The sequence below is a fragment of the Microbacterium sp. K24 genome (assembly GCF_004794465.1).
In the GTDB taxonomy this organism is placed as follows: domain Bacteria; phylum Actinomycetota; class Actinomycetes; order Actinomycetales; family Microbacteriaceae; genus Microbacterium.
Genome location: NZ_SSDJ01000143.1, coordinates 16991 through 39742 on the forward strand (window position 1 = coordinate 16991; position 22752 = coordinate 39742).

General features: G+C 69.5%; 20 protein-coding genes. 10 read left to right on the plus strand and 10 right to left on the minus strand.

Annotated elements, in window-relative coordinates:
* The first annotated feature begins 240 nt into the window (after window positions 1-240).
* Window positions 241-726, plus strand: a complete 486-nt coding sequence (locus tag DW306_RS17510) for an FBP domain-containing protein (protein WP_136056869.1) — start codon at window positions 241-243, stop codon at window positions 724-726.
* Window positions 727-880: 154 nt separating this feature from the next.
* Here DW306_RS17510 and DW306_RS17515 read toward each other — a convergent pair whose 3' ends face one another.
* Genes DW306_RS17515 through DW306_RS17530 form a run of 4 tightly spaced genes read right to left on the minus strand, consistent with a single transcriptional unit; the run spans window position 881 to window position 6312 of the window.
* Window positions 881-3199 (minus strand): glycoside hydrolase family 3 N-terminal domain-containing protein, encoded by a 2319-nt coding sequence (locus DW306_RS17515; RefSeq protein ID WP_136056870.1) that lies wholly within the window; start codon window positions 3197-3199, stop codon window positions 881-883.
* 32 nt (window positions 3200-3231) lie between these two features.
* Window positions 3232-4110: a carbohydrate ABC transporter permease gene (locus DW306_RS17520; RefSeq protein WP_136056871.1), complete on the minus strand. Its 879-nt coding sequence runs from the start codon at window positions 4108-4110 to the stop codon at window positions 3232-3234.
* Complete coding sequence (locus DW306_RS17525) at window positions 4107-5039, minus strand: sugar ABC transporter permease (protein WP_136056872.1); 933 nt, start codon at window positions 5037-5039, stop codon at window positions 4107-4109. The genes DW306_RS17520 and DW306_RS17525 overlap by 4 nt, the downstream gene beginning before the upstream one ends.
* A complete protein-coding gene (locus DW306_RS17530) occupies window positions 5020-6312 on the minus strand; it encodes an extracellular solute-binding protein (RefSeq protein ID WP_136056873.1) in 1293 nt (430 codons plus the stop codon). Before DW306_RS17530 ends, DW306_RS17525 begins: the two co-directional genes overlap by 20 nt.
* A gap of 165 nt (window positions 6313-6477) precedes the next feature.
* Here DW306_RS17530 and DW306_RS17535 point away from each other — a divergent pair, with 165 nt between their 5' ends.
* Window positions 6478-7479, plus strand: a complete 1002-nt coding sequence (locus tag DW306_RS17535; RefSeq protein ID WP_136056874.1) for a LacI family DNA-binding transcriptional regulator — start codon at window positions 6478-6480, stop codon at window positions 7477-7479.
* On the opposite strand, the gene DW306_RS17540 is transcribed toward DW306_RS17535, so the two are convergent.
* Genes DW306_RS17540 through DW306_RS17555 form a run of 4 tightly spaced genes read right to left on the minus strand, consistent with a single transcriptional unit; the run spans window position 7448 to window position 11336 of the window.
* Window positions 7448-8302 carry a PaaX family transcriptional regulator C-terminal domain-containing protein gene (locus tag DW306_RS17540; protein WP_136056875.1) on the minus strand — a complete coding sequence of 285 codons (855 nt, stop codon included), beginning with the start codon at window positions 8300-8302 and terminating at the stop codon, window positions 7448-7450. The genes DW306_RS17535 and DW306_RS17540 overlap by 32 nt on opposite strands.
* Entirely contained in the window at window positions 8292-9533 is a 1242-nt protein-coding gene (locus DW306_RS17545; RefSeq protein ID WP_136056876.1) for an aminotransferase class V-fold PLP-dependent enzyme, read from the minus strand. Before DW306_RS17545 ends, DW306_RS17540 begins: the two co-directional genes overlap by 11 nt.
* A 1-nt stretch (window position 9534) precedes the next feature.
* Window positions 9535-10485: a hydrolase gene (locus tag DW306_RS17550; RefSeq protein WP_136056877.1), complete on the minus strand. Its 951-nt coding sequence runs from the start codon at window positions 10483-10485 to the stop codon at window positions 9535-9537.
* Entirely contained in the window at window positions 10485-11336 is an 852-nt protein-coding gene (locus DW306_RS17555; protein WP_136056878.1) for a tryptophan 2,3-dioxygenase family protein, read from the minus strand. The genes DW306_RS17550 and DW306_RS17555 overlap by 1 nt, the downstream gene beginning before the upstream one ends.
* A 170-nt stretch (window positions 11337-11506) precedes the next feature.
* Between DW306_RS17555 and DW306_RS17560 the strand changes: the two genes are divergently transcribed.
* From DW306_RS17560 to DW306_RS17585, 6 genes are all read left to right on the plus strand, one after another.
* The gene (locus DW306_RS17560; protein WP_136056879.1) at window positions 11507-12841 is read left to right on the plus strand and encodes an extracellular solute-binding protein; all 1335 of its coding nucleotides are present in this window, start codon (window positions 11507-11509) and stop codon (window positions 12839-12841) included.
* A 71-nt stretch (window positions 12842-12912) separates the two neighbouring features.
* Window positions 12913-13824, plus strand: a complete 912-nt coding sequence (locus DW306_RS17565; protein WP_168429363.1) for a sugar ABC transporter permease — start codon at window positions 12913-12915, stop codon at window positions 13822-13824.
* Window positions 13821-14705 carry a carbohydrate ABC transporter permease gene (locus DW306_RS17570; RefSeq protein WP_136056881.1) on the plus strand — a complete coding sequence of 295 codons (885 nt, stop codon included), beginning with the start codon at window positions 13821-13823 and terminating at the stop codon, window positions 14703-14705. The genes DW306_RS17565 and DW306_RS17570 overlap by 4 nt, the downstream gene beginning before the upstream one ends.
* Window positions 14706-14732: 27 nt before the next feature.
* Complete coding sequence (locus DW306_RS17575) at window positions 14733-15437, plus strand: GntR family transcriptional regulator (protein WP_136056882.1); 705 nt, start codon at window positions 14733-14735, stop codon at window positions 15435-15437.
* Window positions 15434-16162 carry an N-acetylmannosamine-6-phosphate 2-epimerase gene (locus tag DW306_RS17580; protein ID WP_136056883.1) on the plus strand — a complete coding sequence of 243 codons (729 nt, stop codon included), beginning with the start codon at window positions 15434-15436 and terminating at the stop codon, window positions 16160-16162. Before DW306_RS17575 ends, DW306_RS17580 begins: the two co-directional genes overlap by 4 nt.
* Before the next feature lie 106 nt (window positions 16163-16268).
* The gene (locus tag DW306_RS17585) at window positions 16269-17774 is read left to right on the plus strand and encodes a glutamate-cysteine ligase family protein (protein WP_136056884.1); all 1506 of its coding nucleotides are present in this window, start codon (window positions 16269-16271) and stop codon (window positions 17772-17774) included.
* A 21-nt stretch (window positions 17775-17795) separates the two neighbouring features.
* On the opposite strand, the gene DW306_RS17590 is transcribed toward DW306_RS17585, so the two are convergent.
* Both DW306_RS17590 and DW306_RS17595 read right to left on the minus strand, forming a co-directional pair.
* A complete protein-coding gene (locus tag DW306_RS17590; protein WP_136056885.1) occupies window positions 17796-19505 on the minus strand; it encodes an amidase in 1710 nt (569 codons plus the stop codon).
* Window positions 19502-20545 carry an agmatine deiminase family protein gene (locus tag DW306_RS17595; RefSeq protein WP_136056886.1) on the minus strand — a complete coding sequence of 348 codons (1044 nt, stop codon included), beginning with the start codon at window positions 20543-20545 and terminating at the stop codon, window positions 19502-19504. The genes DW306_RS17590 and DW306_RS17595 overlap by 4 nt, the downstream gene beginning before the upstream one ends.
* Before the next feature lie 81 nt (window positions 20546-20626).
* Here DW306_RS17595 and DW306_RS17600 point away from each other — a divergent pair, with 81 nt between their 5' ends.
* On the plus strand, window positions 20627-21298 hold the full coding sequence (locus DW306_RS17600) for a TetR/AcrR family transcriptional regulator (protein ID WP_136056887.1): 672 nt from the start codon (window positions 20627-20629) through the stop codon (window positions 21296-21298).
* Window positions 21295-22668, plus strand: coding sequence for an aminotransferase class V-fold PLP-dependent enzyme (locus DW306_RS17605; RefSeq protein WP_136056888.1), 1374 nt, complete (start codon window positions 21295-21297; stop codon window positions 22666-22668). Before DW306_RS17600 ends, DW306_RS17605 begins: the two co-directional genes overlap by 4 nt.
* Window positions 22669-22752: the final 84 nt, after the last annotated feature.

Sequence of the window (22752 nt, forward strand, 5' to 3'; positions counted from 1 at the left end):
GGCGCACCGACACGGAGTGAAACAAACAGGTGTAAGCTCGCCGGGTGCTGTTTTCGATGAGCGCCCTTGCGGCGCAGAACGGAGCCGCAGGCGCTCTCCGCGCCGCGGACAGAGGCTGAGGACCAGCCGGAGGCGGAACCCCCGCCCCCGGTGCTGCGTCGCACCCGGCATCCCCCGCCGGGAAACCTCATCTCCTATCGACTCGCCCTGAGCGGCGACCACTCCGAAAGCACTCTTCTCATGCGTCCCATCGACGAGCGCGCCATCCGCGCCTCCTTCATCAACGCCTCACGCAAAGAGGTCTCCGTCATCACCCTGCCCGCCGACTTCGCCGAGCTCGACTTCGACAAGCTCGACTACCTCGGCTGGACCGATCCGAAGCTGCCGCGCCGCGCGTACGTCGTGGCCTGGATCGACGACGCCCCGGTCGGCGTCGTCCTGCAGCGCGCCGAGCAGCGCGTCCTCTCCCGGGCGCAGTGCTCGTGGTGCGAGGACGTGACTCTCCGCAACGACGTGCAGCTGTTCGTCGCCCGCAAGGCGGGCGCCGCCGGTCGCAAGGGCGACACGGTCGGCAACCTCGCCTGCGCGGAGTTCGGCTGCTCGCGCAATGTGCGCATCCTGCCCCCGCTGGCGTACCAGGGCTACGATCGCGAGCTCGCCCGCGAGATGCGCATCCTGCGCCTGCAGGAGCACATCACCGGATTCCTGCAGGCGGTCGCCGGGTAGGTCTGGTGGCGGTGCCGCTCGCACGCGGCATCCGCTCTCCGGGCGCACCATCCGCTCGCCCCGGGGAGGCATTCTGCGCTTCGGAGGGCCGATTCGCCCGAACCGGCCCTCCGAAGTGCGGATCTCCTCCGAAACGAGCACCGTCGTCCCGGATTCAGACGACCTCGAACGTCGTCACGGTCTCCTCGTCATCGCAGGCACTGCCGACCCAGAGGCGGAACCGCCCCGGTTCCACCCTGCGGATGCCGTCGGTGCCGGTGAAGGCGAGGCGTTCGACGGGCACGTCGAACGTCACGCGCTTCTCGGCGCCGGCGGCGAGGGCGATCCGCTGGAAGCCGATCAGCTGCGCCACCGGACGAGTGACGCTCGCGATCTCGTCGTGCGCGTAGAGCTGCACGACATCGACCCCGTCCCGGTCGCCCGTGTTGCGCACCAGCACCGACGCCCGCACGACGGCGTCGGCGAGAGACACGGTGAGCTCCTCGTGCGCGAAGGTCGTGTAGCCGAGCCCGAAGCCGAATGGCCGGGCGGGAGTCGGGTCGGCGCTGGTGACGTCGGCCCGGCCACCCAGCACCGGATGCAGGTACGAGTACGGCTGCGCTCCGGCCGAGCGCGGCATCGACACCGGCAGTCGTCCCGAGGGGGAGACCCGACCGCTGAGCAGGTGGGCCAGCGCGGGGCCGCCTTCCTCGCCGGGGAAGAACGTCTGCAGGACGGCCGCCGGGCGCCGCGCGGGTTCCACGGACGCGGCGGTCGACGACGGCGCCGCGGAGTTCACCGCGCCGAGCCCGACCATCGCCCCGACCGCTCCGGCACGCGGAGGCAGCGCCCAGTCCAGGGCGTACGGGCGGCCGGTCATCGCGATGAGGATCACGGGTGTGCCTGTCGCGACGACCGCCTTGACGAGTTCGCGCTGGATGCCGGGGAGTTCGAGGCTCTCGACGTCGTTCCCCTCGCCGACGGTTCCACGGCCGAACAGTCCGGCGCGGTCGCCGACCACGACGATCGCGATGTCCGCCGCCTCGGCATCCGCCACGGCGGCCGCGATGCCGCTGCGGTCCGCGCTCTCCACATCGGTTCCGACAGCGTGCGTGATCTCGGCATCCGGGAACTCCGCGCGCAGCGCGTCGAGAACCGTCGGCAGCGTGATCCCGGCGGGCACCTCGGGGTGATGCGCGAGCACGTGATTGACGAACGAATAGCAGCCCATGAGCGCCTCGGAGCTGTCGGCGTTCGGCCCGATCACGGCCACTCGCGCGCCGGGTGACGAGGAGAGGGGCAGGATGCCGTCGTTGCTCAGCAGCACGACCGACTCCTCGGCGAGCCGCTGCGCGAGCGCGCGGTGCGCGGGGGAGTCCAGATCGACGGATGCCGGTGGCGCCGAGAAGTCCGCATCCAGCAGTCCGAGCTCCTCCTTCTGCGACAGCACCCGGGCGACGGCGCGATCGAGCACCGCCTCGGGCAGCCGGCCGTCGCGCACCTGCTCCGCGAGCGTCGTGTAGGCATCGGGTGACGGCAGCTCCACATCGATCCCGGCGGTGAGCGCGAGGCGCGCGGCATCCGCGGAATCCGCCGCGACCCTGTGCATGCTGCGCAGGAAGTCCACGGCGAAGTAGTCCGACACGACGACGCCGTCGAAGCCCCAGCGCTCCCGCAGCACGCCGGTGAGATACCGCGGGTCGGCGCCCACGGGCACCCCGTCGATGTCGGTGTACGAGTTCATCACGCTGCGAGCCCCGCCCTCCCGCAGGGCCATCTCGAACGGAGGCAGCAGCACGTCTTCGATCTCTCGCGGTCCGGCGTGCACGGGGGCGTGGTTGCGTCCGGCGCGCGAGGCGGAGTACCCGACGAAGTGCTTCAGCGTCGCGTGCACGCCGGCGGACTGCAGGCCCTTCACGTACGCGGTGCCGATCGTGCCGACGACCAGCGGATCCTCGGCGATGCACTCGTCGACCCGGCCCCACCGCGGGTCGCGGATCACGTCGAGCACCGGAGCGAGACCCTGGTGGATGCCGAGCGCCCGCATCGATTCTCCGATCGCGGCGCCCACCTCCTCGACGAGGTCCGGGTCGAAGGACGCGCCCCAGGCGAGCGGGGTCGGGAACGTCGCCGCCTTCCACGCCGCGAGGCCGGTCAGGCACTCCTCGTGCACGATCGCCGGGATGCCGAGGCGCGTCTCGCGCTGCAGCCGCGCCTGCTCGGCCCAGAGCCACTGCGCCCGCTCGACCGGATCGACCGGGTGGGTGCCGTAGACGCGGGTCAGGTGGCCGATGCCGTCGGCGCTCGCCTCCTCGTAGCGCGTCGAGCTCTTCTTCTCCCCGGCGAGCGGGGCGACGACCTCGTCGCCCTGATCGACCCAGAAGCCCACGAGTTGAGCCTGCTTCTCCTCGAGCGTCATCTGCTCGAGCAGCGCCTCCACACGGGGTGAGAGGCGAGGGAGGGTGGTCTGCTGCAGCACGGTGGTCTCTTTCATCGTCGTGGATCCTGCCGTCGGGCGCACGGCGGTCATCCCTTCACCGCGCCGGTCAGTCCGCCGACGATGCGCCGCTCGAAGACGCTGAAGAAGATGAGCGCGGGGATCATCGACAGCGACGTGAACGCCAGCACCTTCGCCGTGTCGACCGAGTACTGCGACGCGAAGGACTGCACCCCGAGGGGGAGGGTGAACGCGGACGCGTCGTTGAGGATGAACAGCGGGAGCAGGTAGCCGTTCCAGCTGCCGATGAAGGCCAGGATGCCGGTGGTGATCACCCCCGGCAGCGACAGCGGCAGCACCATCCGCCAGAAGAACCCGAGGCGGCTGCATCCGTCGATGAACGCGGCCTCCTGGATCTCGTCGGGGATGGCCCGCAGGAACGGCACGAGGATGATGATCGTCGTCGGCAGCGCGAACGCGATCTGCGGGAGGATCACGCCGCCGAGGGAGTTCATGAGCCCGAGGCTGCGCACCACGATGTAGAGCGGGGTGATCGCGACCGTCAGCGGGAACATGAGCCCCGCCGCGAAGAACGCGTACAGCACGCCGCGTCCGGCGAACCGGTAGCGGGCCAGCACGTACGCCGCCATCAGCCCGAGGGCGACGACGCCGAGCGTCGTCGTGAGCGCGACGATGAGCGAGTTGAGCACCTGCCGCCAGAAGATGCCGCCGGTGAGCACATCGAGATAGTTCGACAGCACCCAGGGCTGCGGCAGCCCGGACGGGTCGGTCGTGATCTGCGCGTTGGTGCGGAATCCGCCGACGATGATGTACGCGATCGGTGCGAGCATGAGCCCCACCGCGATCAGCGCGACGAAGTACACCGCGGGGTTCGCCCAGGGGAGCCGTGGTCGCGCGGCCTTCCGGCCGTCGAACCGCTGCGTGACGAGGGTGGAGGTGGCGGTCATCGCTTCTTCCTGTTCCTGCCGGTGCCGGTGAGGGCGCCGTCCGTGTCGCGCTTGAGGACCGCCCGCTGGTAGATGAGGGCGACCACGAGCGAGATCACGAAGAGCACGACGGCGACGGCGTTGCCATAGCCGAAGTTCCCGGCGTTGCGGCCCTCCGAGACCATGTACGTCGCCATGGTCGAGGTGCCGGCGGTGGAGGCGATGTACTGCCCCCAGATGATGTAGACGAGATCGAACAGCTGCAGCGATCCGATGATCGACAGGAAGGCCCAGATCCGCAGCGTCGGGGCGAGCAGCGGCAGGGTGATCCGCCACTGGATCTGCCAGTAGGAGGCGCCGTCGATGGCGGCTGCCTCGTGCAGCTCCTCGGGAATGCCCTGCAGCCCCGCGAGGAAGAGGATGACGGCGAAGCCGACGTACTTCCACGTGATGATCGCCATCAGGGTCCAGATCGCGATGCCGGGATCGGACAGCCAGTCGTTCGCCAGGAATCCCAGCCCCATGTTGGTCAGCAGCGCGTTGAGGGCGCCGCTGGTCTGCAGCATCAGGCTCCAGCCCGTGCCCACGACCACCTCGGAGATCACGTACGGCACGAAGATCAGCACGCGGATCAGCGACTGCCCCCGCATCCGCCGATTCAGCAGCAGGGCCAGCAGGATCGCGACGGGCCCCTGCAGCACGAGCGACATCACGAGGATGACGCCGTTGTGCGCGAGGGCGTCGACGAACAGCGGGTCCTGCAGGATCGTGAGGTAGTTCCGCAGACCGACGAACTCCGTCGGCGGACCGTATCCCTGCCAGCTGAAGAAGCCGTAGTACGCGGCCATCAGCACGGGGAAGATGACGAAGGCGAGGAAGACGAGGAGGGCGGGCCCGGCCAGAAGGATCACTTCCAGCCGGGCGCGCACCTCACGCCTTCGCTGCGGCATCCTCGACAGCCTTGACGATGTCCTCCGGCGTCCCCTGACCCGACAGCATCGTGACGACGGCGACGTTCAGCGCATTGCCGACGTTCTGCCCGTAGACCGTGTCGAGCCACTGGGTGGCGTAGGGCGCCGCGTTGTACGCCTCGAGGATGTCCTTGAGGTAGGGCTCGGTCACGGCCTCCTGCGCCACGGTGTTGACCGGCGGGGCGTTGAAGGCCTTGTAGTAGGCCGTCTGCACCTCGGACGTGCCGAGGTAGTTCAGGAAGTCGACGCACGCGTCAGGCGCATCCACCGAGCAGGAGTAGCCGTCGACGCCGCCCATCATCGACCCGGGCTCGCCTTCGCCACCCTCGACCTCGGGGAACGGGAACCAGGAGAGGTCCGGGAGAGGCTTCTGGTCGGGCGTGAGGGAGCCGATGACGCCCGGGTCCCAGGCGCCCATGAGCTCCATCGCGGCCTGCTTGTTCGCGATGAGCCCGGCCGAGCTCGCGGCGCCCTGCTGGGCGGTCGTCGTCAGGAAGCCGTCGTTGAAGGGCTCGGTGGCGGCGAAGTCCTGGAGGTCCTCACCGGCGCGCACCCAGCACTCGTCGTCGAAGCTCATCTCGTCGGCCGCCTTCGCGAGGGTGTCCGAGCTGCACTCGCGCAGCGCGAACCAGTAGTACCAGTGGGCTGCGGGCCAGGCGTCCTTCGCGCCGAGCGCGACCGGATCGATGCCGGCGGCCTTGAGGGCCTCGGTGGCCGACTCCAGCTCGTCGATCGTGGTCGGGTTCTCGGTGATGCCGGCCTGATCGAAGAGATCCTGGCTGTAGAACAGTCCACCGGGGAGCACGGCGACGGGCATCGCGTAGATCTTGTCGTCGAGGCTGTTCGCCGAGTACGCGGCATCCGGGATCTCGTCGGCGGCAGGTCCGTCGATCGCGTCCGTGAGGTCCTTGAGCTGACCGGCCTTGACCATCGCGGCCATCTTGCCGCCGCCGCGCTGCAGGAAGATGTCGGGGGCGTCGCCGGAGTTGAGAGCGGTCTGCAGCTTGCCGTCGAGGTCTTCGTTCTGGATGGACTGGATCTCGATCGTGACGCCGGGGTTCGCCTTCTCGAAGTCGGCGACCGTGGCCTCCCAGAACTCGACGCCAGGACCGGTCGTCGAGTTGTGCCAGAGGGTCATGCTGGCGCCGTCACCGCCGGAGCCGCCGGTATCGCCTGCTGTACAGCCCGAGAGTGCGAGTGCTCCGACGGCGAGTAGCGCCGCGGAGGCGAGGGGGAGCCTTCTGCTGATCATGTGATTGTTCTCCTCATCGAGTTGCGCACCGCGTCACTGCGGAGCGCCCCGCGGCGGCTCGGGTGAGACCGCGGTGGATGCAGTCTTCTTCGCTCGAGAGCCGACGTCAAACGTTTTCGAAAACAGTTTCCATGGGAGCCCTGCGGGGGTCTACGCTGGCGAGTCATGAGCGGGAGAACGACGATCCACGATGTCGCGAAGGCGGCGGGGGTGTCGGTGTCGACCGTCTCCAAGGCGGTGAACGGACGCTACGGCATCGCGGATGCCACGGTGCAGCGCGTGCTCGACACGGTGCGCGAGCTCGGCTACGAGTCGAGCCTCGTCGCCAGCAGCATGCGCGCGCGTCGCACCGGAGTCATCGGCGTGCTCCTGGCGGACTTCGAGCCGTTCAGCGCCGAGATCCTCAAGGGCGTCGGCACCGCCGTGCACGACACCGCGTTCGACCTGCTGGCCTACAGCGGCTCGCATCACGGTGCCGGAGACGGGTGGGAGCGGCGCTCACTGAGTCGCCTCTCCGGCACGCTGATCGACGCCGCCATCATGGTCACGCCGACGGTCGTGAGCGCGTCGACCGAGATCCCGGTGGTCGCGATCGATCCGCACACCGGGCGGGCCGACCTCCCGACCGTCGAATCCGACAGCTTCGGCGGGGCGCTCACGGCGACGCGGCACCTGATCGAGCTCGGACACCGCCGGATCGGATTCCTCGCGGGTCGACCGGACCTGCGTTCGGCCGGTCTGCGCGATGCCGGCTATCGGCGTGCCCTGTCGGATGCCGGCATCCCGATCGATCCCGCCCTGGTCGGCGTGGGGCGGTACGAGCTGCAGGCGACCCGCGAATCGGCGCGGCTGCTCCTGGCTGGCGACTCCCGCCCGACGGCCGTGTTCGCCGCGAACGACCTGTCCGCGATCGCGGTCATCGAGGTCGCGCGCGAGATGGGGCTGCGGGTGCCGGAGGATCTGTCCGTGATCGGCTTCGACGACGTGCCGGAGGCGTCGCGTCGGGCTCTGCCTCTGACCACGATCCAGCAGCCGATGCGACGCCTCGGCCAGGTCGCGGCCGACATGGTGTTCACGCTGCTCGAGGGGCGGGAGATCGAGCAGATGCACGTGACCCTGCCGACGAGGCTCGTCGTCAGGGCGACGACGGCGCCTCCCGCCGAGTGAGCGCCCTCACATGCTCCCACGCGGGCTCGGCGAGCGCCGCCGAGAGCCGTGCGAACTCATCGAAGCTGCGGCGGCCGGGCCAGTCGGCGGGCAGCATCGACGGCGGCAGCCCCGGGTCGGTGTAGGGCAGCACGCGCCAGCTGTCGATCAGGCGCACGTAGGCGGCGAACGGCTCGGTGGGGAGACCGGTCAGCGACTCCTGGAAGGCCAGGTGCTCGGTGCGGAGCGCCGCCAGGTCCCACCACTGCGCGGCCGCCTCGACCAGCGAACCCGGCGGCACGGGAGCCGACGCCCGGAAGAGCGTGGCCCAGCGCCGTGCATCGAGGTCGTCGAGGATCTCGAGCACCTCGTCCTGCAGATGCCCGGGGCAGATCCACAGGGCCGGTGAGACGATGCCCGCGCCGATCCACTGCAGTCGACGACGCAGCTGATGACGGGTGCGGCGCTCGCTCTCCGGGATCGAGAACGAGACGAGGCACCAGTCGTCGGCATCCGTCATCTCGCGCATCTCGAAGATGCGGCGGTCGCCGCGCTCCAGCATTCCGACGGCATCCGGGGCGAGCCGGTAGCCGATCGCCTCGGTTCGCTCGGCGAGCAGCAGCCCCTTCTGCTTGAGACGGGTGACGCCGGTCCGCGCCTGCGCGGGAGGGATGCCGAGGTCGCCGGCCAGCGCGACCAGGTCGGCGGTCGAGATCCAGCCGCCGAGCGGCCGGAGGTAGACGCCGATCAGCGTGCGCAGCAGCGACGCGGTGCTGCCGGGCCGGGCATCGATGTCGTCGAGCACGGCCCTGGTCCCCGGGCTCGTCGAAGGGTCAGCGGCCATGGGGCTCCAGGGCATCCCGCACGGCGAGGATGCCCGTGATCGTCTCGACGTGCGAGGTGCTCAGCGGGGACAGGCCGAGGCGGATGCCGTCGGGGAAGCGGAAGTCCGGGATGACGCCATCCGCCCACAGCCGCTGCGTGACCTCGCGGAAGTCGGGGTGCCCGATCGTGACGTGGCCGCCGCGGAGCTCCGGGTCGCGGGGGGTCAGCAGGCGCACGCCGAGCGGGGCGAGCACCTCGTCGCAGGCGCGCACGGCGAGCTCGGTGAGCGACGTGGACTTCGCCCGGACCGCCTCGACGGTGGACTCCTCGATCAGGTCGAGCATCCCCTGCATCGCGAGCATCGAGGTCACGGGCGGCGTGCCGCTGAGAAGCTGGCGGATGTCGCCGGCCGGCTGGTACTCCGGACCCATCGCGAAGATGTCCGCGGCGCTCCACCAGCCCTGGATCGGCTGGCGGAGCACGCCCTGCAGGTCGCGACGGAGGTAGGCGAACGCGGGGGAGCCGGGGCCGCCGTTGAGGTACTTGTAGGTGCAGCCGACCGCGATGTCGACGCCCCACGCGTCGAGCTGCATCGGGATCACGCCGGCGGAGTGGCAGAGGTCCCACATCATCAGGGCGCCGACCTCGTGCACGGCTGCGGTGATCCCCGGCATATCGGCGAGAGCACCGGAGCGGTAGTCGACATGGCTCAGCGAGACCAGAGCGGTGCGTTCCGACACGACCGCCTCGACGTCGGCGATCGTCACGCCGCGCACGGGATCGGGTTCGAGCCAGCGCAGGGTCACACCTGCTTCGGCGGCGACGCCCTCGGCGAGGAACCGGTCGGTCGGGAAGTTGCCCGCTTCCATCACGAGCTCGGTTCGCTCTTCGTCGGTGGCGCCCAGGGCCGCCCGCAGGAGCTTGTAGATGAGCACGCTCGTCGAGTCGGCGACGACGGTCTGCCCGGCGGCCGCGCCGAGGGCGACGCGGCCGATCCGGTCGCCGAGCTCCATCGGCAGCGCCATCCACTGCTCGTCCCACGAGCGGATGAGCCGTGTGCCCCAGTCCTCGCGCACGAACGCCGCGAGCTTCTCCGGCATGTCGCGCAGCGGGCGGCCGAGCGAGTTGCCGTCGAGATAGGCCGTGACGCCCGGCGCGTCGAGGAACGCGTCCAGGTGCGCGCCGAGCGGGTCGGCTGCATCGAGGGCGCGGGCTTCGTCGAGCAGGCGGGTGTCGAGGGGGTCGGTCATGTCACACCTTCAGATCGTCGGGGGTGAGGTGGCGGGCGCGGAGCGGATCGGCGTCGCCGGGAAGGAGGAAGAGGGCGGATGCCGGATCGCGCGGATCGGTCGGCGCGAGCGCGCGCAGCAGATCGAGGCCGTCGATGCCGGCCTCGCGGAGGGCGGCGATCTCGCGCGGGTTCAGGCCGACCGGCGTCGGGCCGTTGCCCATGTCGGTGCCGTACCGAACCGTGCCGCCGACGGCGTGGAAGCGGCGGACGTTGTCGACCACGGTGCGGTACTCGTCGCCGTCGTGGATCGCGAGCGTCGAGATCCAGGAGACGGTTGCCGCCTGTGCGACGAGCTCGTCGTCGTCGAGGAGCTCGCTGAACGGGGCGTGCGCGAGGGCGTGCGCGCCGAGCCGAGCCGCGCGCTGCGCCTCGCCGGCTCCCTGCGCGTGCACGACGACGAGGAGGTCGTGTTCCGCGGCGCGCTCGATGATCGTGCGGAGGAGGTCGTCGTCGAACACCGGCCCCGCGTCCGTGTTGCTCGCGACCTTGATGCGGGAGGCTCCGGCATCCGCCATCTCGGCGACGGCCGCCGCAGCGTCGTCGGCGTTCGCGATCTCGCGGAAGGAGCCGCTCGGCGCCCAGTCGCGGTCGGACGGGTACCCGCCCGGTGGGGTGAGGAAGGCCCCGGCGAACTCGATCGCGGTCGCGGCGGAACGTCCCGACTCCGCGCGGAGCACGTCGACGTCTCCGCCGAGGTCGACCACGCGGCCGAGCACCGAGTCCGCGAGCAGCGCGTGGTCGACGAGCTGCAGGTGCACGTGGTGATCGGTGAAGCCACCGGTGATGACGCCGTCGAGCCGGGGGAGCGCGGCGGGAACGGGCTCCTCGCGCAGCAGCATCCGTCCGTCCGTGTCGGCCTCGACGACGCCCTCGTGCCAGCCGTCGCCGTCGAAGTACGTGACGGCGAACATCAGCCGCCGATCTCGGTGCGCACGGTGTACAGCTCGGGGAAGAACGTGAGGTCGAGCGCGCGCTGCAGGAAGCCGACGCCGCTGGATCCGCCGGTGCCCACCTTCATGCCGATCGTGCGGGCGACGGTCTTCAGGTGACGGAACCGCCAGAACTGGAAGTTGTCCTCGAGGTCGACGAGGTCTTCGCACGCTTCGTAGAGGTCCCAGTTCTCCTGGTGGTTCTGGTAGATCTCGCGGATCGCCGGCACGAGCTCAGGCGTCTCGCGGTACGGCTGGCGCACGTCGCGCTCGAGGATCGACGCCGGAACGGGCAGCCCGCGTCGAGACGCGTAGCGCAGGAACTCGTCGTAGAGCGTCGGCTTCTCCCACTCGGCCGTCAGCAGCGCGAGGTTGGCGGGGTGATCGCGGAAGACCTGCAGCATCTTCTCGTTCTTGTTGCCGAGGGCGAACTCGACCGCTCGGTACTGCACGGACTGGAAGCCCGACGAGTTGCCGAGCGATCCGCGGAACTGCGCGTACTCGGTCGGCGTGAGAGTGGCGAGGATGCCCCACTGCTGGGTCATCACGTCCTGGATCTTCTTCACCCGGGCGACCCGCTTCAGTGCTTCGCGCAGGTCGTCGCTGGCGAGCAGCTGCCGGGCGGAGGACAGCTCGTGCAGCAGTTGCTTGAGCCAGAGCTCGGTCGTCTGGTGCTGGATGATGAAGAGCATCTCGTCGTGATGCTCGGGGTCGCTGACCGGATGCTGCGCCGTGAGCAGCTGGTCGAGCGCGAGGTATGACCCGTAGGTCATCTTTCCGGTCAGGTCCGTGACGATGCCGGACTCCAGGCTGCGCTCGTTCTCAGGGCTCATCCCTCAAATGTATCAGGAACGTGGCGAGCGTCACTGTAGTGAAATGCCCCTCCGACGCGCCGTCGACAACTGGACCGTACCAATTGTTTCGAGTGAGTTACATTTTGGAAGCGAATCGTCTCGATCTGCCATAGTCGGTGCAGCACTGGACCGTACCACTTGGAGGAAAGATGCGTAGGACCCGAGTACTCGCGCTGGGCGCGATGGCCCTGTCAGCGGCGCTGCTGATGGGATGTTCGACCGGGGGGAGCGGTTCCGGCGGCTCCGACGGATCCGGCGAGGGCACCGTGAAGCTCGTCGCCTGGCCCGGCCCCGAGGGCGACGCGATGGCGAAGGTCGTCGACGCCTACAACGCGGGCCAGGGCAAGGAGGACGGCGTCGAGGTCGAGGTGACGCTGCTGTCCCGGCAGGACACGTTCTCCAAGGAGACCGCGCTCATGGCGTCGAAGTCGTCCGACATGGACATCTACTGGACAGCCTCGTACAACGTCGGACAGTTCGCCCCGTCGCTGGAGCCGCTCACCGACATCGACACGTCCGCATACTTCCCGGTCGCCGCCGAGGGGCTCACCTACGAGGACGAGCTCTACGCACTCCCGCTCGACGTGAGCAACCACTTTCTGCTGTATCGCAAGGACCTCATCGACGCTCTGCTCGCCGACCCCGCCGCGCAAGCCGAGTACGAAGAGATCAGCGAGACCGTTCTGGGCGAGGCCCGTGCGCCGAAAGACCCGAGCGAGTGGGACCTGGATGACTTCAAGGTCGCCGCGGCGTACTTCTCACAGAGCGCGAACCCCGACTCTCCCACGGAATACGGGACGATCCTGCAGGCGAAGAACCTGCTCTACAACACCATGATCTGGAACGACGTGCTGTGGGGATACGGCGGAAACTGGGAAGAGGACGGCAAAGCCGCCCTGACGAGCGATGCCGCCAAGAAGGCGGTGCAGCTCTACGCCGACATCTACGAGAACGAGTGGACCTCGCCCGACAGTGCGCAGGCGGAGTTCCCCGAGACCCAGGCTGCGCTGCAGTCGGGTGACACGGCCTTCGCCATCCAGTGGTCGGCAGCCTTCGCCGCGCTCAACGACCCGGAGCAATCGCCCGATGTCGCCGGCAAGATCGCCATCGCCCCCGTTCCCGGCGGGCAGACGCACGTTCACGCGCTCGCCGTCTCGCTGAACAAGTACAGCGAGAACAAGGATGCCGCGAAGAAGTTCCTCTCGTTCCTCGCCACGACCGACGCGATGACGCAGTACGCAGAGGCCGGCGGCATCCCCGCGATGCCCGAGGTGCTCGAGGCGAAGGCCGACATCAACCCCGCCTTCGCCCAGGTGTCCGACAGCATCTCGGAGTACGGCTTCTCCGAGCCGGTCTTCCCGCAGACCTTCCGGGCCTACAGCAAGCTGGCCGAGGATCTGAGCGGAGCGTGGGTCGGTCAGACCGACGTCGATGAGGCGCTGGAGACCGCGAACGCCAACCTGCAGGAGCTGCTGGACCGATAGGACCTCCGGGGCGGGCCGCGCGGTCCGCCCCGGAGCAGCACGCACATCGCCCGAAAGACCGGATGGACGCCATGCCCCACACCGTCGAACGCGCCAAGACCATCGCTGTGGAAAGACGCAGACGCACGCTCGCAGCGACCGTCCTCGGCCTTCCCCTGATCCTCTTCGCGGCCGTCTTCGTCCTCTACCCGCTCGTCTCGGGAGCCCTCACCGCATTCCAGAGCAGCACCCTCCTCGACCAGTCGAACGAGCTCAACGGCATCGACAACTTCGTGTCGCTGTTCCGCAGCGACGGCTTCGCCAAGGCGGCCGGTTTCACGGTCGGCTTCGCCGCGGTCGTCGTCGCCCTCGAGATGGTCCTCGGCTTCGCCCTCGCTCTTGTGATGAACCGTGCATTCCCCGGCAAGAAGCTCTTCTTCACCCTGCTGCTGCTTCCCATCATGATCGCGCCGGCTCTGCTCGGTGTGATGTTCCGCCTCCTGCTGAACGGCGACATCGGAGCGCTGCCGACACTGCTGGAGAGCATCGGCATGAGCGTGTCGCTCTTCTCGCCCGACTCGGTGATCCCGCTGCTGGTGGTGCTCGACGTTCTCCAGTGGACGCCGTTCACCTTCCTGATCATCTACGCCGGGCTCCAGTCCCTGCCCAAAGAGCTGCTCGAGGCTTCGGCGATGGACGGTGCAGGGTACTTCCGGTCACTGTTCTCCGTCGTCGTGCCGGTGCTCAAGCCCGTGCTCTTCGCCGCGTTCTTCCTGCGGGCGATCGACGCCATCCGCACCTTCGACGTGATCTACGTGCTCACGGCGGGCGGTCCGGGAACGACGACCACCACGCTGAGCATCTACATCTACAAGACCGCGTTCGAGGCGGGCGACTTCGGCAAGGCGGCCGCCGCCGCGCTGGTCGTGCTGCTCTGCCTGATCCCCTTCGTGCCGTTCATCGTGAGACGGATCTCCTCGACCGGAATGGAGGCCAAGCGATGAGCGTCTCGAATGCCCGTCCCGCGGCAGCGACCGCCCCCGCCCGCAGCATCCGGAAGCCCACGGCATCCGGCCGGAAGTGGCTGTTCACCGTGCTCGTCGGCGTCGTGGCGCTGGTCGTGAACGTGCCGCTCCTGAACGCGGCACTGGTCAGCTTCAAACCCGACGGCGAGATCGCGAAGAACCCGCTGGCGCCGCCGGCATCCCCCACTCTCGATCACTACGCGAACGTGCTCTACGCCTCGGGGTACGACTTCCCCCGCTTCTTCCTGAACTCGGCGCTGATCGCGATCGGCACGGTCGTCCTCGTCCTGGTCATCGCGATCCCCGCGACCTACGCGATCGTGCGGTTGGGTTTCGGCGGCAGGTGGATCATCAGCAGTGCATCCGGACTCCGCCTGCTTCCCGCGATCTTCTTCGTCGTCCCGTTCTTCATCCTGTTCTCGACGCTGGGGCTGCAGGACACGATCCAGGGTCTCATCGCCGCGAACACGTTCCTCAACCTGCCGCTCGCGATCATCCTGCTGTCGTCCGCCCTCGGAGACATCCCGCAGGAGATCGAGGAGGCGGCCGCGGTCGACGGCGCGAGCATCTACCGCACGCTGGCTTCGATCGTGCTTCCGCTCCTCGCGCCCACGGTGGTCGCGGTCGCCGTTCTCGTGTTCATCTTCAGCTGGAACGACTACCTCTTCGCGCTGGTGCTGTCGACGTCGAACGCCACCCCGGTGACGCTGGGAGCGGCGAACTTCATCACGAGCACCGGCATCCGCTGGGGAGACATCTCCGCCGCGTCGGTGCTGTCGACGCTGCCGCCGCTGCTCTTCGCCGTGTTCGCCCAGCGATACCTTGTGAGTGGCCTGTCATCCGGCGCGGTCAAGGGATGACGCGGTCAGGTCGGGAAGGACACCCTCATGGCGCATAAGTACGAAGAGGTCGCAGCCGGCATCCGAGAATCGATCGCCCAGTCGATGAAGCCGCACGATGCGCTGCCCTCCGAGCGCGAGCTCATGGCGATGCACGACGTGAGCCGGATGACCGTGCGCAAGGCGATCGCGACCCTCGTCGAGGAGGGGCGCGTGTACAACGTGCACGGATCGGGCACCTATGTGGGGTCCGCCGACATCTTCTCCAAGACGCCGAAGCTGACCTCGTTCACCGAGGACATGATCAGTCGCGGCGCCGTCCCGTCGTCGCGCGTGCTGGAGCTCGCCCGCGTCGAGGCACCCGAGAGCGTCGCCGTCGCACTCGGGCTCGCGTCGTCCGAGGAGACAACGCACATCCGGCGCCTGCGCCTCGCCGACGACGTGCCGATCGCGATCGAGGACGTCTATGTTCCGAGACTGGTGCTCGACCTCGAGTCTCTGAATCTCGGCGCTTCGCTGTACGAGCAGCTCCGTCTCGCCGGGCACGAGGTGTTCCGCGCCGAGCAGGAGATCAAGGCGATCACCCTGTCGACGCAGGAGAGCCAGCTGCTGGAGGTCGCTTCGGGAGAAGCGGCTCTCTCCGTGACCCGGGTCAGTTCGTCGCGCCGTGGGCACCTGATCGAGTTCGCGCGCACGATCTATCGCGCCGACCGCTACACGTTCCAGCTCGCCGTGACGCGGGACGAAAAATGACCCCAGCGCCCGCCGGCCACTCTCTCATCCACGCCCTGCGCGGCGGTCTCATCGTCTCGTGTCAGGCGTATCCCGGAGAGCCTCTGCGCCACCCCGAGTCGATCGCGCGCATCGCACAGTCCGCCATCATGGGCGGGGCCGTCGCGATCCGAGCACAGGGCATCGACGACATCCGCGCGATCGCCGGCAGCGTGACGGTCCCGCAGATCGGCCTGTGGAAAGCGGGCTCGGACGGCGTCTTCATCACCCCGACGCTGGACCATGCTCTCGCTGTGGCGGATGCCGGCGCCGACATCGTCGCGATCGACGGCACCCGCAGAGAGCGTCCGGACGGGCGGACGCTCGCGGAGACGATCCGGCTCCTCCAGGACCGCACGGGGCGGCCGGTCATGGCCGATGCCGGGAGCGTGGACGACGCGCTCGCCGCAGAGGATGCCGGTGCCGACATCGTCGGAACCACGCTCGCGGGCTACACGGGGGAACGCGCCCGTTCCGCCGGGCCCGACCTCGAGCTCGTCCACCTTCTCGCCGGCCGCCTTTCCGTGCCGGTGTTCGCCGAAGGGCGCATCCGCACTCCCGCCGAGGCTCGCGATGCTCTGGATGCGGGCGCGTACTCGGTCGTCGTCGGCACCGCGATCACCCATCCGGCCTCGATCACCTCGTGGTTCGTCGATGCCCTGACGGCGAGACCGCGCGTTCTCGCCGAGACCTCCCCGTTCGAGTAGGCGGTGGCCGGGACCTCGGCGAAAACCGGGGTGCTCGGCGACGGGCAGGGGTGAGCTATGGGTGCCCTTGCTCGACGGAGGGGCGCTCGGTGGATACCGTCGGCATATGGGCGACAGCATCGATGCGCAGACCTTCACGCGCCAGGACCGCACGCAGTTCCGCGCCAAGACCGAGCAGTGCCTCGACGCCCTGGCCTCCATGCTGGCGGACGGGCGGTTCTCCGACGTGGACGCCCCCGACTCGCAGCTCGGCCTGGAGATCGAGCTGAACCTCGTCGATGATCAGGGTGCACCGGCCCGCGGCAATGAGGCGGTGCTCGACGCGATCGCCTCTCCGGCCTTCCAGACCGAGCTCGCACGCTTCAACGTCGAGGTCAACGTGGCGCCCCGGCCGATCGGACGCGGTCATCTCCGAGAGCTCGAGGACGTCTTGCGTCGCGCGCTCGAGATCGCCGACGGTCGGGCGCGATCGGCCGGCAGCGGCCTGGCCATGATCGGGATGCTTCCGACTCTTGACGAGACGCATTTCACGCAGCGCTGGTTCTCGGCCGATCCCCGGTACAGCCTTCTGGGACAGCAGATCCTCTCCGCGCGGGGCGAAGACATCGAGCTGCAGCTCGACGGGGTCGCTCTGGGGGAGGACCGGCCGGTCGAGCGGCTCGCCATGGTCTGCGACACCATCCTGCCCGAGGCCGCGTGCACCTCCGTGCAACTGCATCTGCAGGTCGCGCCCGGGTCGTTCGCCGCGTACTGGAACGCGGCGCAGGCGATCGCCGGCGTGCAGGTGGCTCTGGCGGCGAACTCCCCGTTCTTCGCCGGCAAGGCGCTCTGGCACGAGACGCGGATCCCGATGTTCCAGCAGGCCACCGACACCCGCCCGCAGGAGCTCAAGAACCAGGGGGTGCGTCCCCGAGTGTGGTTCGGCGAGCGCTGGGTGACGTCGATCTTCGACCTGTTCGAGGAGAACTCGCGATACTTCCCTGCGCTGCTGCCGGTGACCTCCGACGAGGATCCGTTTGAAGCGCTCGCCGAGGGGCGTGCGCCCGAACTCGCCGAGCTGCGCATGCACAACGGCACCGTCTACCGCTGGAATCGTCCGATCTACGATGCCGCCGACGGCACCGCGCATCTGCGCCTCGAGAACCGGGTGCTGCCGGCGGGACCGAGCGTCGTCGACGTGGTGGCGGATGCCGCGTTCTACTACGGCCTCGTACGCACTCTGGCGGAGGCCGACCGTCCGATCTGGACGCAGATGACCTTCGATGCGGCGGCGGAGAATCTGCAGGCCGCCGCGAAGGACGGCATCGACTCACGGCTGTACTGGCCGGAGATCGGCTGGATCAGCCCGAGCGAGCTGGTGCTGCGACGGTTGCTGCCCGCGGCGGCCGAAGGGTTGGATGCGTACGGCGTCGACCCCGAGGTGCGCGATCGGTACCTCGGCATCATCGAGCAGCGGTGCCTCACCCGCCGCAACGGCGCCGTCTGGCAGCGGGAGAACGTGGCGGCCCGCGAGCGCTCCGGCGCGTCACGCACCGACGCGCTGCACGGCATGCTCGCCGACTACCTCGAGCGGATGCAGGCCGGCGAGCCCGTGCACACCTGGACGCACTGACGCTCGACCGCCCACCGGACTCTAGAGCGCGGGCGTGCGCGGAGGCGGGGTCCGGCGGGTGCCGGGAGCCCCGGTCGCCTCGAACGCCGCCGCGAGCCGCAGGAGCCGCGTGTCGTCGTAGGCGCGACCGGCGAAAGTCAGTCCGATCGGCATCCCGATGTCGGCCATCAGCCCCATCGGCACGGTGACCGTCGGGATGCCGAGGTGCCGAACCGCGAGATTGCCGTTCGCGATCCAGGTGCCGTTGCGCCAGCCGAGATCGGCGGATGCCCTGTTCACGTCCATGTCGGACGGGCCCACGTCGGCGACGGCAGGGAACACGACGGCGTCGAGTGCCTGCTCGTCCATCCAGACCTCGAGGTCGAGGCGACGCGTCTCCTCCAGACCGCGCAGCCCGTCGGCGAGCTCCGGCATATCGGTGAAGTCCGCTCCCGGATGCGCGCGCACCCAGTCCGGGTAGTCGGCGATGTCGTCTTCGAAGCCCGTGTACCGGTCGGGGAGCGCGCCCTCCGGATGCGGGAAGATCCTGGCGCCGTCGACGTCGGCGAGGGTCGCCAAGGCCGGGTCGCCGTTCGCCTGCAGGAAGTCCTCCCAGCTACAGGCGGAGAGGTCGACGATCTCCCGGCGCAGGTACTCGGGTGACACGAGACCGCGGGTCGCGAGCGTCGGCGCGCCCGGCCGGTCGCCCTCGTAGTTGGACACCACGGGGAAGTCGACCTCGACGACGGTCGCACCGGCGGCCTCGAGGTCTCGTCGCGCCGCCTCCCACCGCTCGAGCACGGATGCCCGCGTCTCGATGCGCTGCCCGGTCGGTCCACCGATCCCCGGGGCGACGGCGGTACCGGCATCCGGGTCGGCGTTGATGTACATCCGCGGGATGCCGATGCGGATGCCGTCGAGCGAGGCCCCGTCGGCCACCTCGCGATACGACGGCGGACGCACGGCGGATGCCGTCGGCAGCGCCACCCACGGCTGCGCACGCCAGAAGTCGCCCCGGGTCTCGGCGTCGTCGGCGACGATCACGTCGAGCACCTCCAGCAGATCGGCCATGGTGCGGGCGTGCGGCACGACGACGTCCATCGTGGGGACGAGCGGCCAGTTGCCGCGGGTCGAGATCACACCGCGCGACGGCGTGTAGGCGCAGAGGGCGTTGTTGGTCGCCGGTCCCCGGCCGCTCGACCAGGTCTCCTCGCCCAGCCCGAAGGCGGCGAAGCTCGCGGCGGTCGCGGTACCCGATCCGTTGGACGATCCCGAGGCGAACGGCGCCGTGAGGAAGTCGGCGTTGTACGGGCTCTCTGCGCGCCCGTAGACGCCGCGCTGCATGCCGCCGTTGGCCATGGGCGGCATATTGGTCAGCCCGAGGCAGATCGCCCCGGCCGCCCGCAGACGCTCGATCGTGAACGCGTCGCGCTGGGCGACCAGGTCCGCGAACGCCGGGCTGCCCGCCGCGGCGGTGAGCCCCGCCACGAGGTAGCTGTCCTTCGCCGTGTACGGGATGCCGTCGAGCGGACCGCGCGTCTCGCCGCGTGCACGCCGGGCGTCGGATGCCGCGGCCTCGTCACGCGCCTCCGGGTTCGCGACCACGACCGCGTTGAGAGCGGTCGCCGTGTCGGGTCCGTCATACGCGGCGATGCGGGCGAGGTAGGCGTCGACGAGCTCGACCGCCGTGGTCGCGCCTGTCTCGAGCGCGTGGCGCAGGTCGGCGATCGTGGCTTCGGTGACGTCGATCATGCGTGCACACCCCCGAGAGTGGGCTGCTGCTGGGTGATGCAGTGGATGCCGCCGCCGCGATCGAACAGGGGGCGTGCGTCGACGGTGACGACACGGCGTCCGGGGTAGACATCGGCGAGGATCTCCCGCGCCGCGGCATCCGCCTTCTCATCACCGAAGCCGCAGGCCACGACGCCGTCGTTGGTGACGAGGTGGTTGACGTAGCTCCAGTCGACGAAGCCGTGGTCGTCGCGCAGGGTGGCGGGTGCCGGCAGGTCGACGATCTCGAAGCGGCGGCCCGCGGCATCCGTCTGCTGCTCGAGATGCGCCCGAAGGTCGCGGGTGACGGCGTGGTCGGGGTGATCGGGGTCCTGCTGGTCGTGCAGCAGCAGGCGTCCGGGCGAGACGATCGTGGCGACGATGTCGACGTGGCCGTTGGTGCCGAACTCGTCGTAGTCGCGGGTGAGGCCGCGGGGGAGCCAGACGGCCTTCGTCGCGCCGATCGTCCGCAGCATCTCGGCCTCGACGCGCGCCTTGTCGGCGAACGGGTTGCGTCGCGGGTCGAGCTGCACGGTCTCGGTGAGCAGCACCGTGCCCTCGCCGTCGACGTGGATGCCGCCGCCCTCGTTGACGAGCACCGAGCTGACGAGTTCCGCCTCGACGGCGCCCGCGACGATGCGGGCGTGTCGGGCCGCCTTGTCCCAGGATGCCCAGTCGGGGGCTCCCCATCCGTTGAAGATCCAGTCGACGGCGCCGAGCACGCCAGGACGCTCGTCGTCGACGACGAAGGTCGGGCCGGAGTCGCGCATCCAGAACTCGTCGACCGGAGCCTCGATGAGCTCGATGCCGCCGTGGAGCATGCGCCGTGCCCGGGTGATCTCGCTCGGGTCGACGAGCATCGAGACGGGCTCGAACTCGGCGACCGCGTTCGCGACGGCGCTCCAGGTGGCATAACCGCTCTCGCGCTCGGCGTCGGTCTCTCCGAGCGTCTGGCCCTCGGCGGGGAACGCCATCCAGGTGCGGTCGTGGGGTGCGGTCTCGGCGGGCATGCGCCAGCTCATCGTGATCTCCTCGTTTCGTGGTCGATTCGACAGCCTCGATGCTGTTGAACACGCGATCAACAGGTGCTACGGTAGCCCTCGATGAACACGACGTCAAGAGCACCCGCAGCGCGGCGGCTGCCTCCCGAAGAGCGCGAACGGACGATCCTCGACGGCGCCGTCGCCCTCGCCCGGGAGAGCGGCCTCGACACCCTCACCGTGCGCGCGATCGCGAGCCGTGTCGGCGTGACGCCCGCGCTCGTGGCCCACTACCGTCCGGTCATGGATGCGTTCGTGGCCGAGGTGTTCGGCACGATCGTGGCGAACGAGCGCGATGAGGTGATCGCCGCGTTCTCGCCCGCGGGCGGCCTGCGCGCGAGCCTGCAGACGCTGGTCGAGACTCTGCTCGACGACTCCCGCGACGACGTCGCCCTCATCTGGGTGCAGGCCTGGTCGCAGGGCGTGCGCAACGAGCCGCTCGGGGAGCGCGTGCGTTCCGAGATGGACCTGTGGCAGATCAGGCTCGAAGAGGTCATCGCCGCGGCCGCGGCAGCCGACCCCGACGACTCCGCCGATCCGGCCTTCGCCGCCTGGATGCTGCTCGCCATGGTCGATGGCATGAGCGCGCACTCCCTCGTGAAGTGGGCTCCCCGCGACCGCGCCGATCTCGCCCGTCGCACGGTCGCCGCCGTGCTCGACCGCCCTTCCGCCACCCCGTCCGGCTCCGCCGCCTCGTCCGGCTCCGCCGCCCCGACCAGTGAGGACCGCTCATGAGCGCCGACCGCATGCACGCCGCATCGCCCGAATCGACCGCGATCGTCGACGCCGTGCTCGACTACTCCCGCCGGCGGATGCTGGCCACCGACGTGCCGCTCGACAAGCCGCAGACCCCGGCCGAGCTCAACCGCCTCATCGGCGCGACCATCACCGATTCGGGTCTCGGAGCATCGCGCGCCCTGAGCCTGTTCGAGCACGTGCTCGCTCCCGCCTGCCTCACGACGAGTCATCCGCTGTACCTGTCGTTCATCCCGACGGCGCCCACCATGGCGGCCATCGCGTTCGACCTCGTCGTCTCGGCATCCGGCCTGTACGGCGGCAGCTGGCTGGAAGGCGCGGGCGCCGTGCACGCCGAGAACGAGGTGCTGTCGTTCCTGGCGAAGGAGTTCGGGCTGCCCGACAACGCCGGCGGCGTGTTCGTGCAGGGCGGCACGATCGGCAACCTCTCGGCGCTGGTCGCCGCCCGCGAGGCCGCCAAGGCCCGCCTGATCGCGGCCGGCAAGGAACTGCCGACGCGCTGGAAGATCGTCTGCAGCGTCGAGGCGCACTCCTCGAACAAGTCGGCCGCGAAGGTCATGGACGCCGACGTGCTGCTCGTGCCCGCGGGCGACGACGGGGTGCTGCGGGCGGATGCCGTGCGCGAAGCGCTCGCCGAGCACGGCGACGAGATCTGCGCGGTCGTGGCGACCGGCGGCTCGACGAACTTCGGCATCGTCGACGACATCAAGGGGATCGCGGCGCTGAAGGACGAGTTCGACTTCTGGCTGCACATCGACGGCGCCTACGGCCTCACCGCGATGCTCGCGCCCGAGGCGCGGACGATCTTTGCGGGCGTCGAGCGCGCCGACTCGGTGATCGTCGACCCGCACAAGTGGCTGTTCGCGCCGTTCGACTGCTGCGCCCTGATCTACCGCGATCCCGACGCCGGACGTCGGGCGCACACGCAGCACGCGGAGTACCTCGACATCCTCACCGACGTCGACGAGTTCAGCCCCTCGGACTACTCGATCCAGCTCACCCGTCGCCCACGAGGCCTGCCGATGTGGTTCTCGCTCGCGACGTACGGCGTGAACGCGTACCGCGATGCCGTCAGCAGCACTCTGGCTCTGACGCAGCGGATCGCCGGAGAGATCGCGCGACGCCCCGAGCTGCGCCTGGTGCGCGATCCGCAGCTGTCGGTCGTCGTGTTCGAGCGCGAAGGCTGGGAGCGCGCGGACTACGACCGCTGGTCGGCGACGCTGCTCGACACGCAGCACGCCTTCGTGGTGCCGAGTTCGCACCAGGGGCGCCCCAACACGCGCTTCGCGATCCTCAACCCGCTCACGACCTTCGACGACCTGGTCGGCATCCTCGACACGATGAAGTAGGCGCGCGCGTCTTCATGCCGAGCGCCCCCCTTGTGGTCGAGCGGCCCCCTTATGAAGGCTCTCAAAGGGGCGGGTCGGCTACAG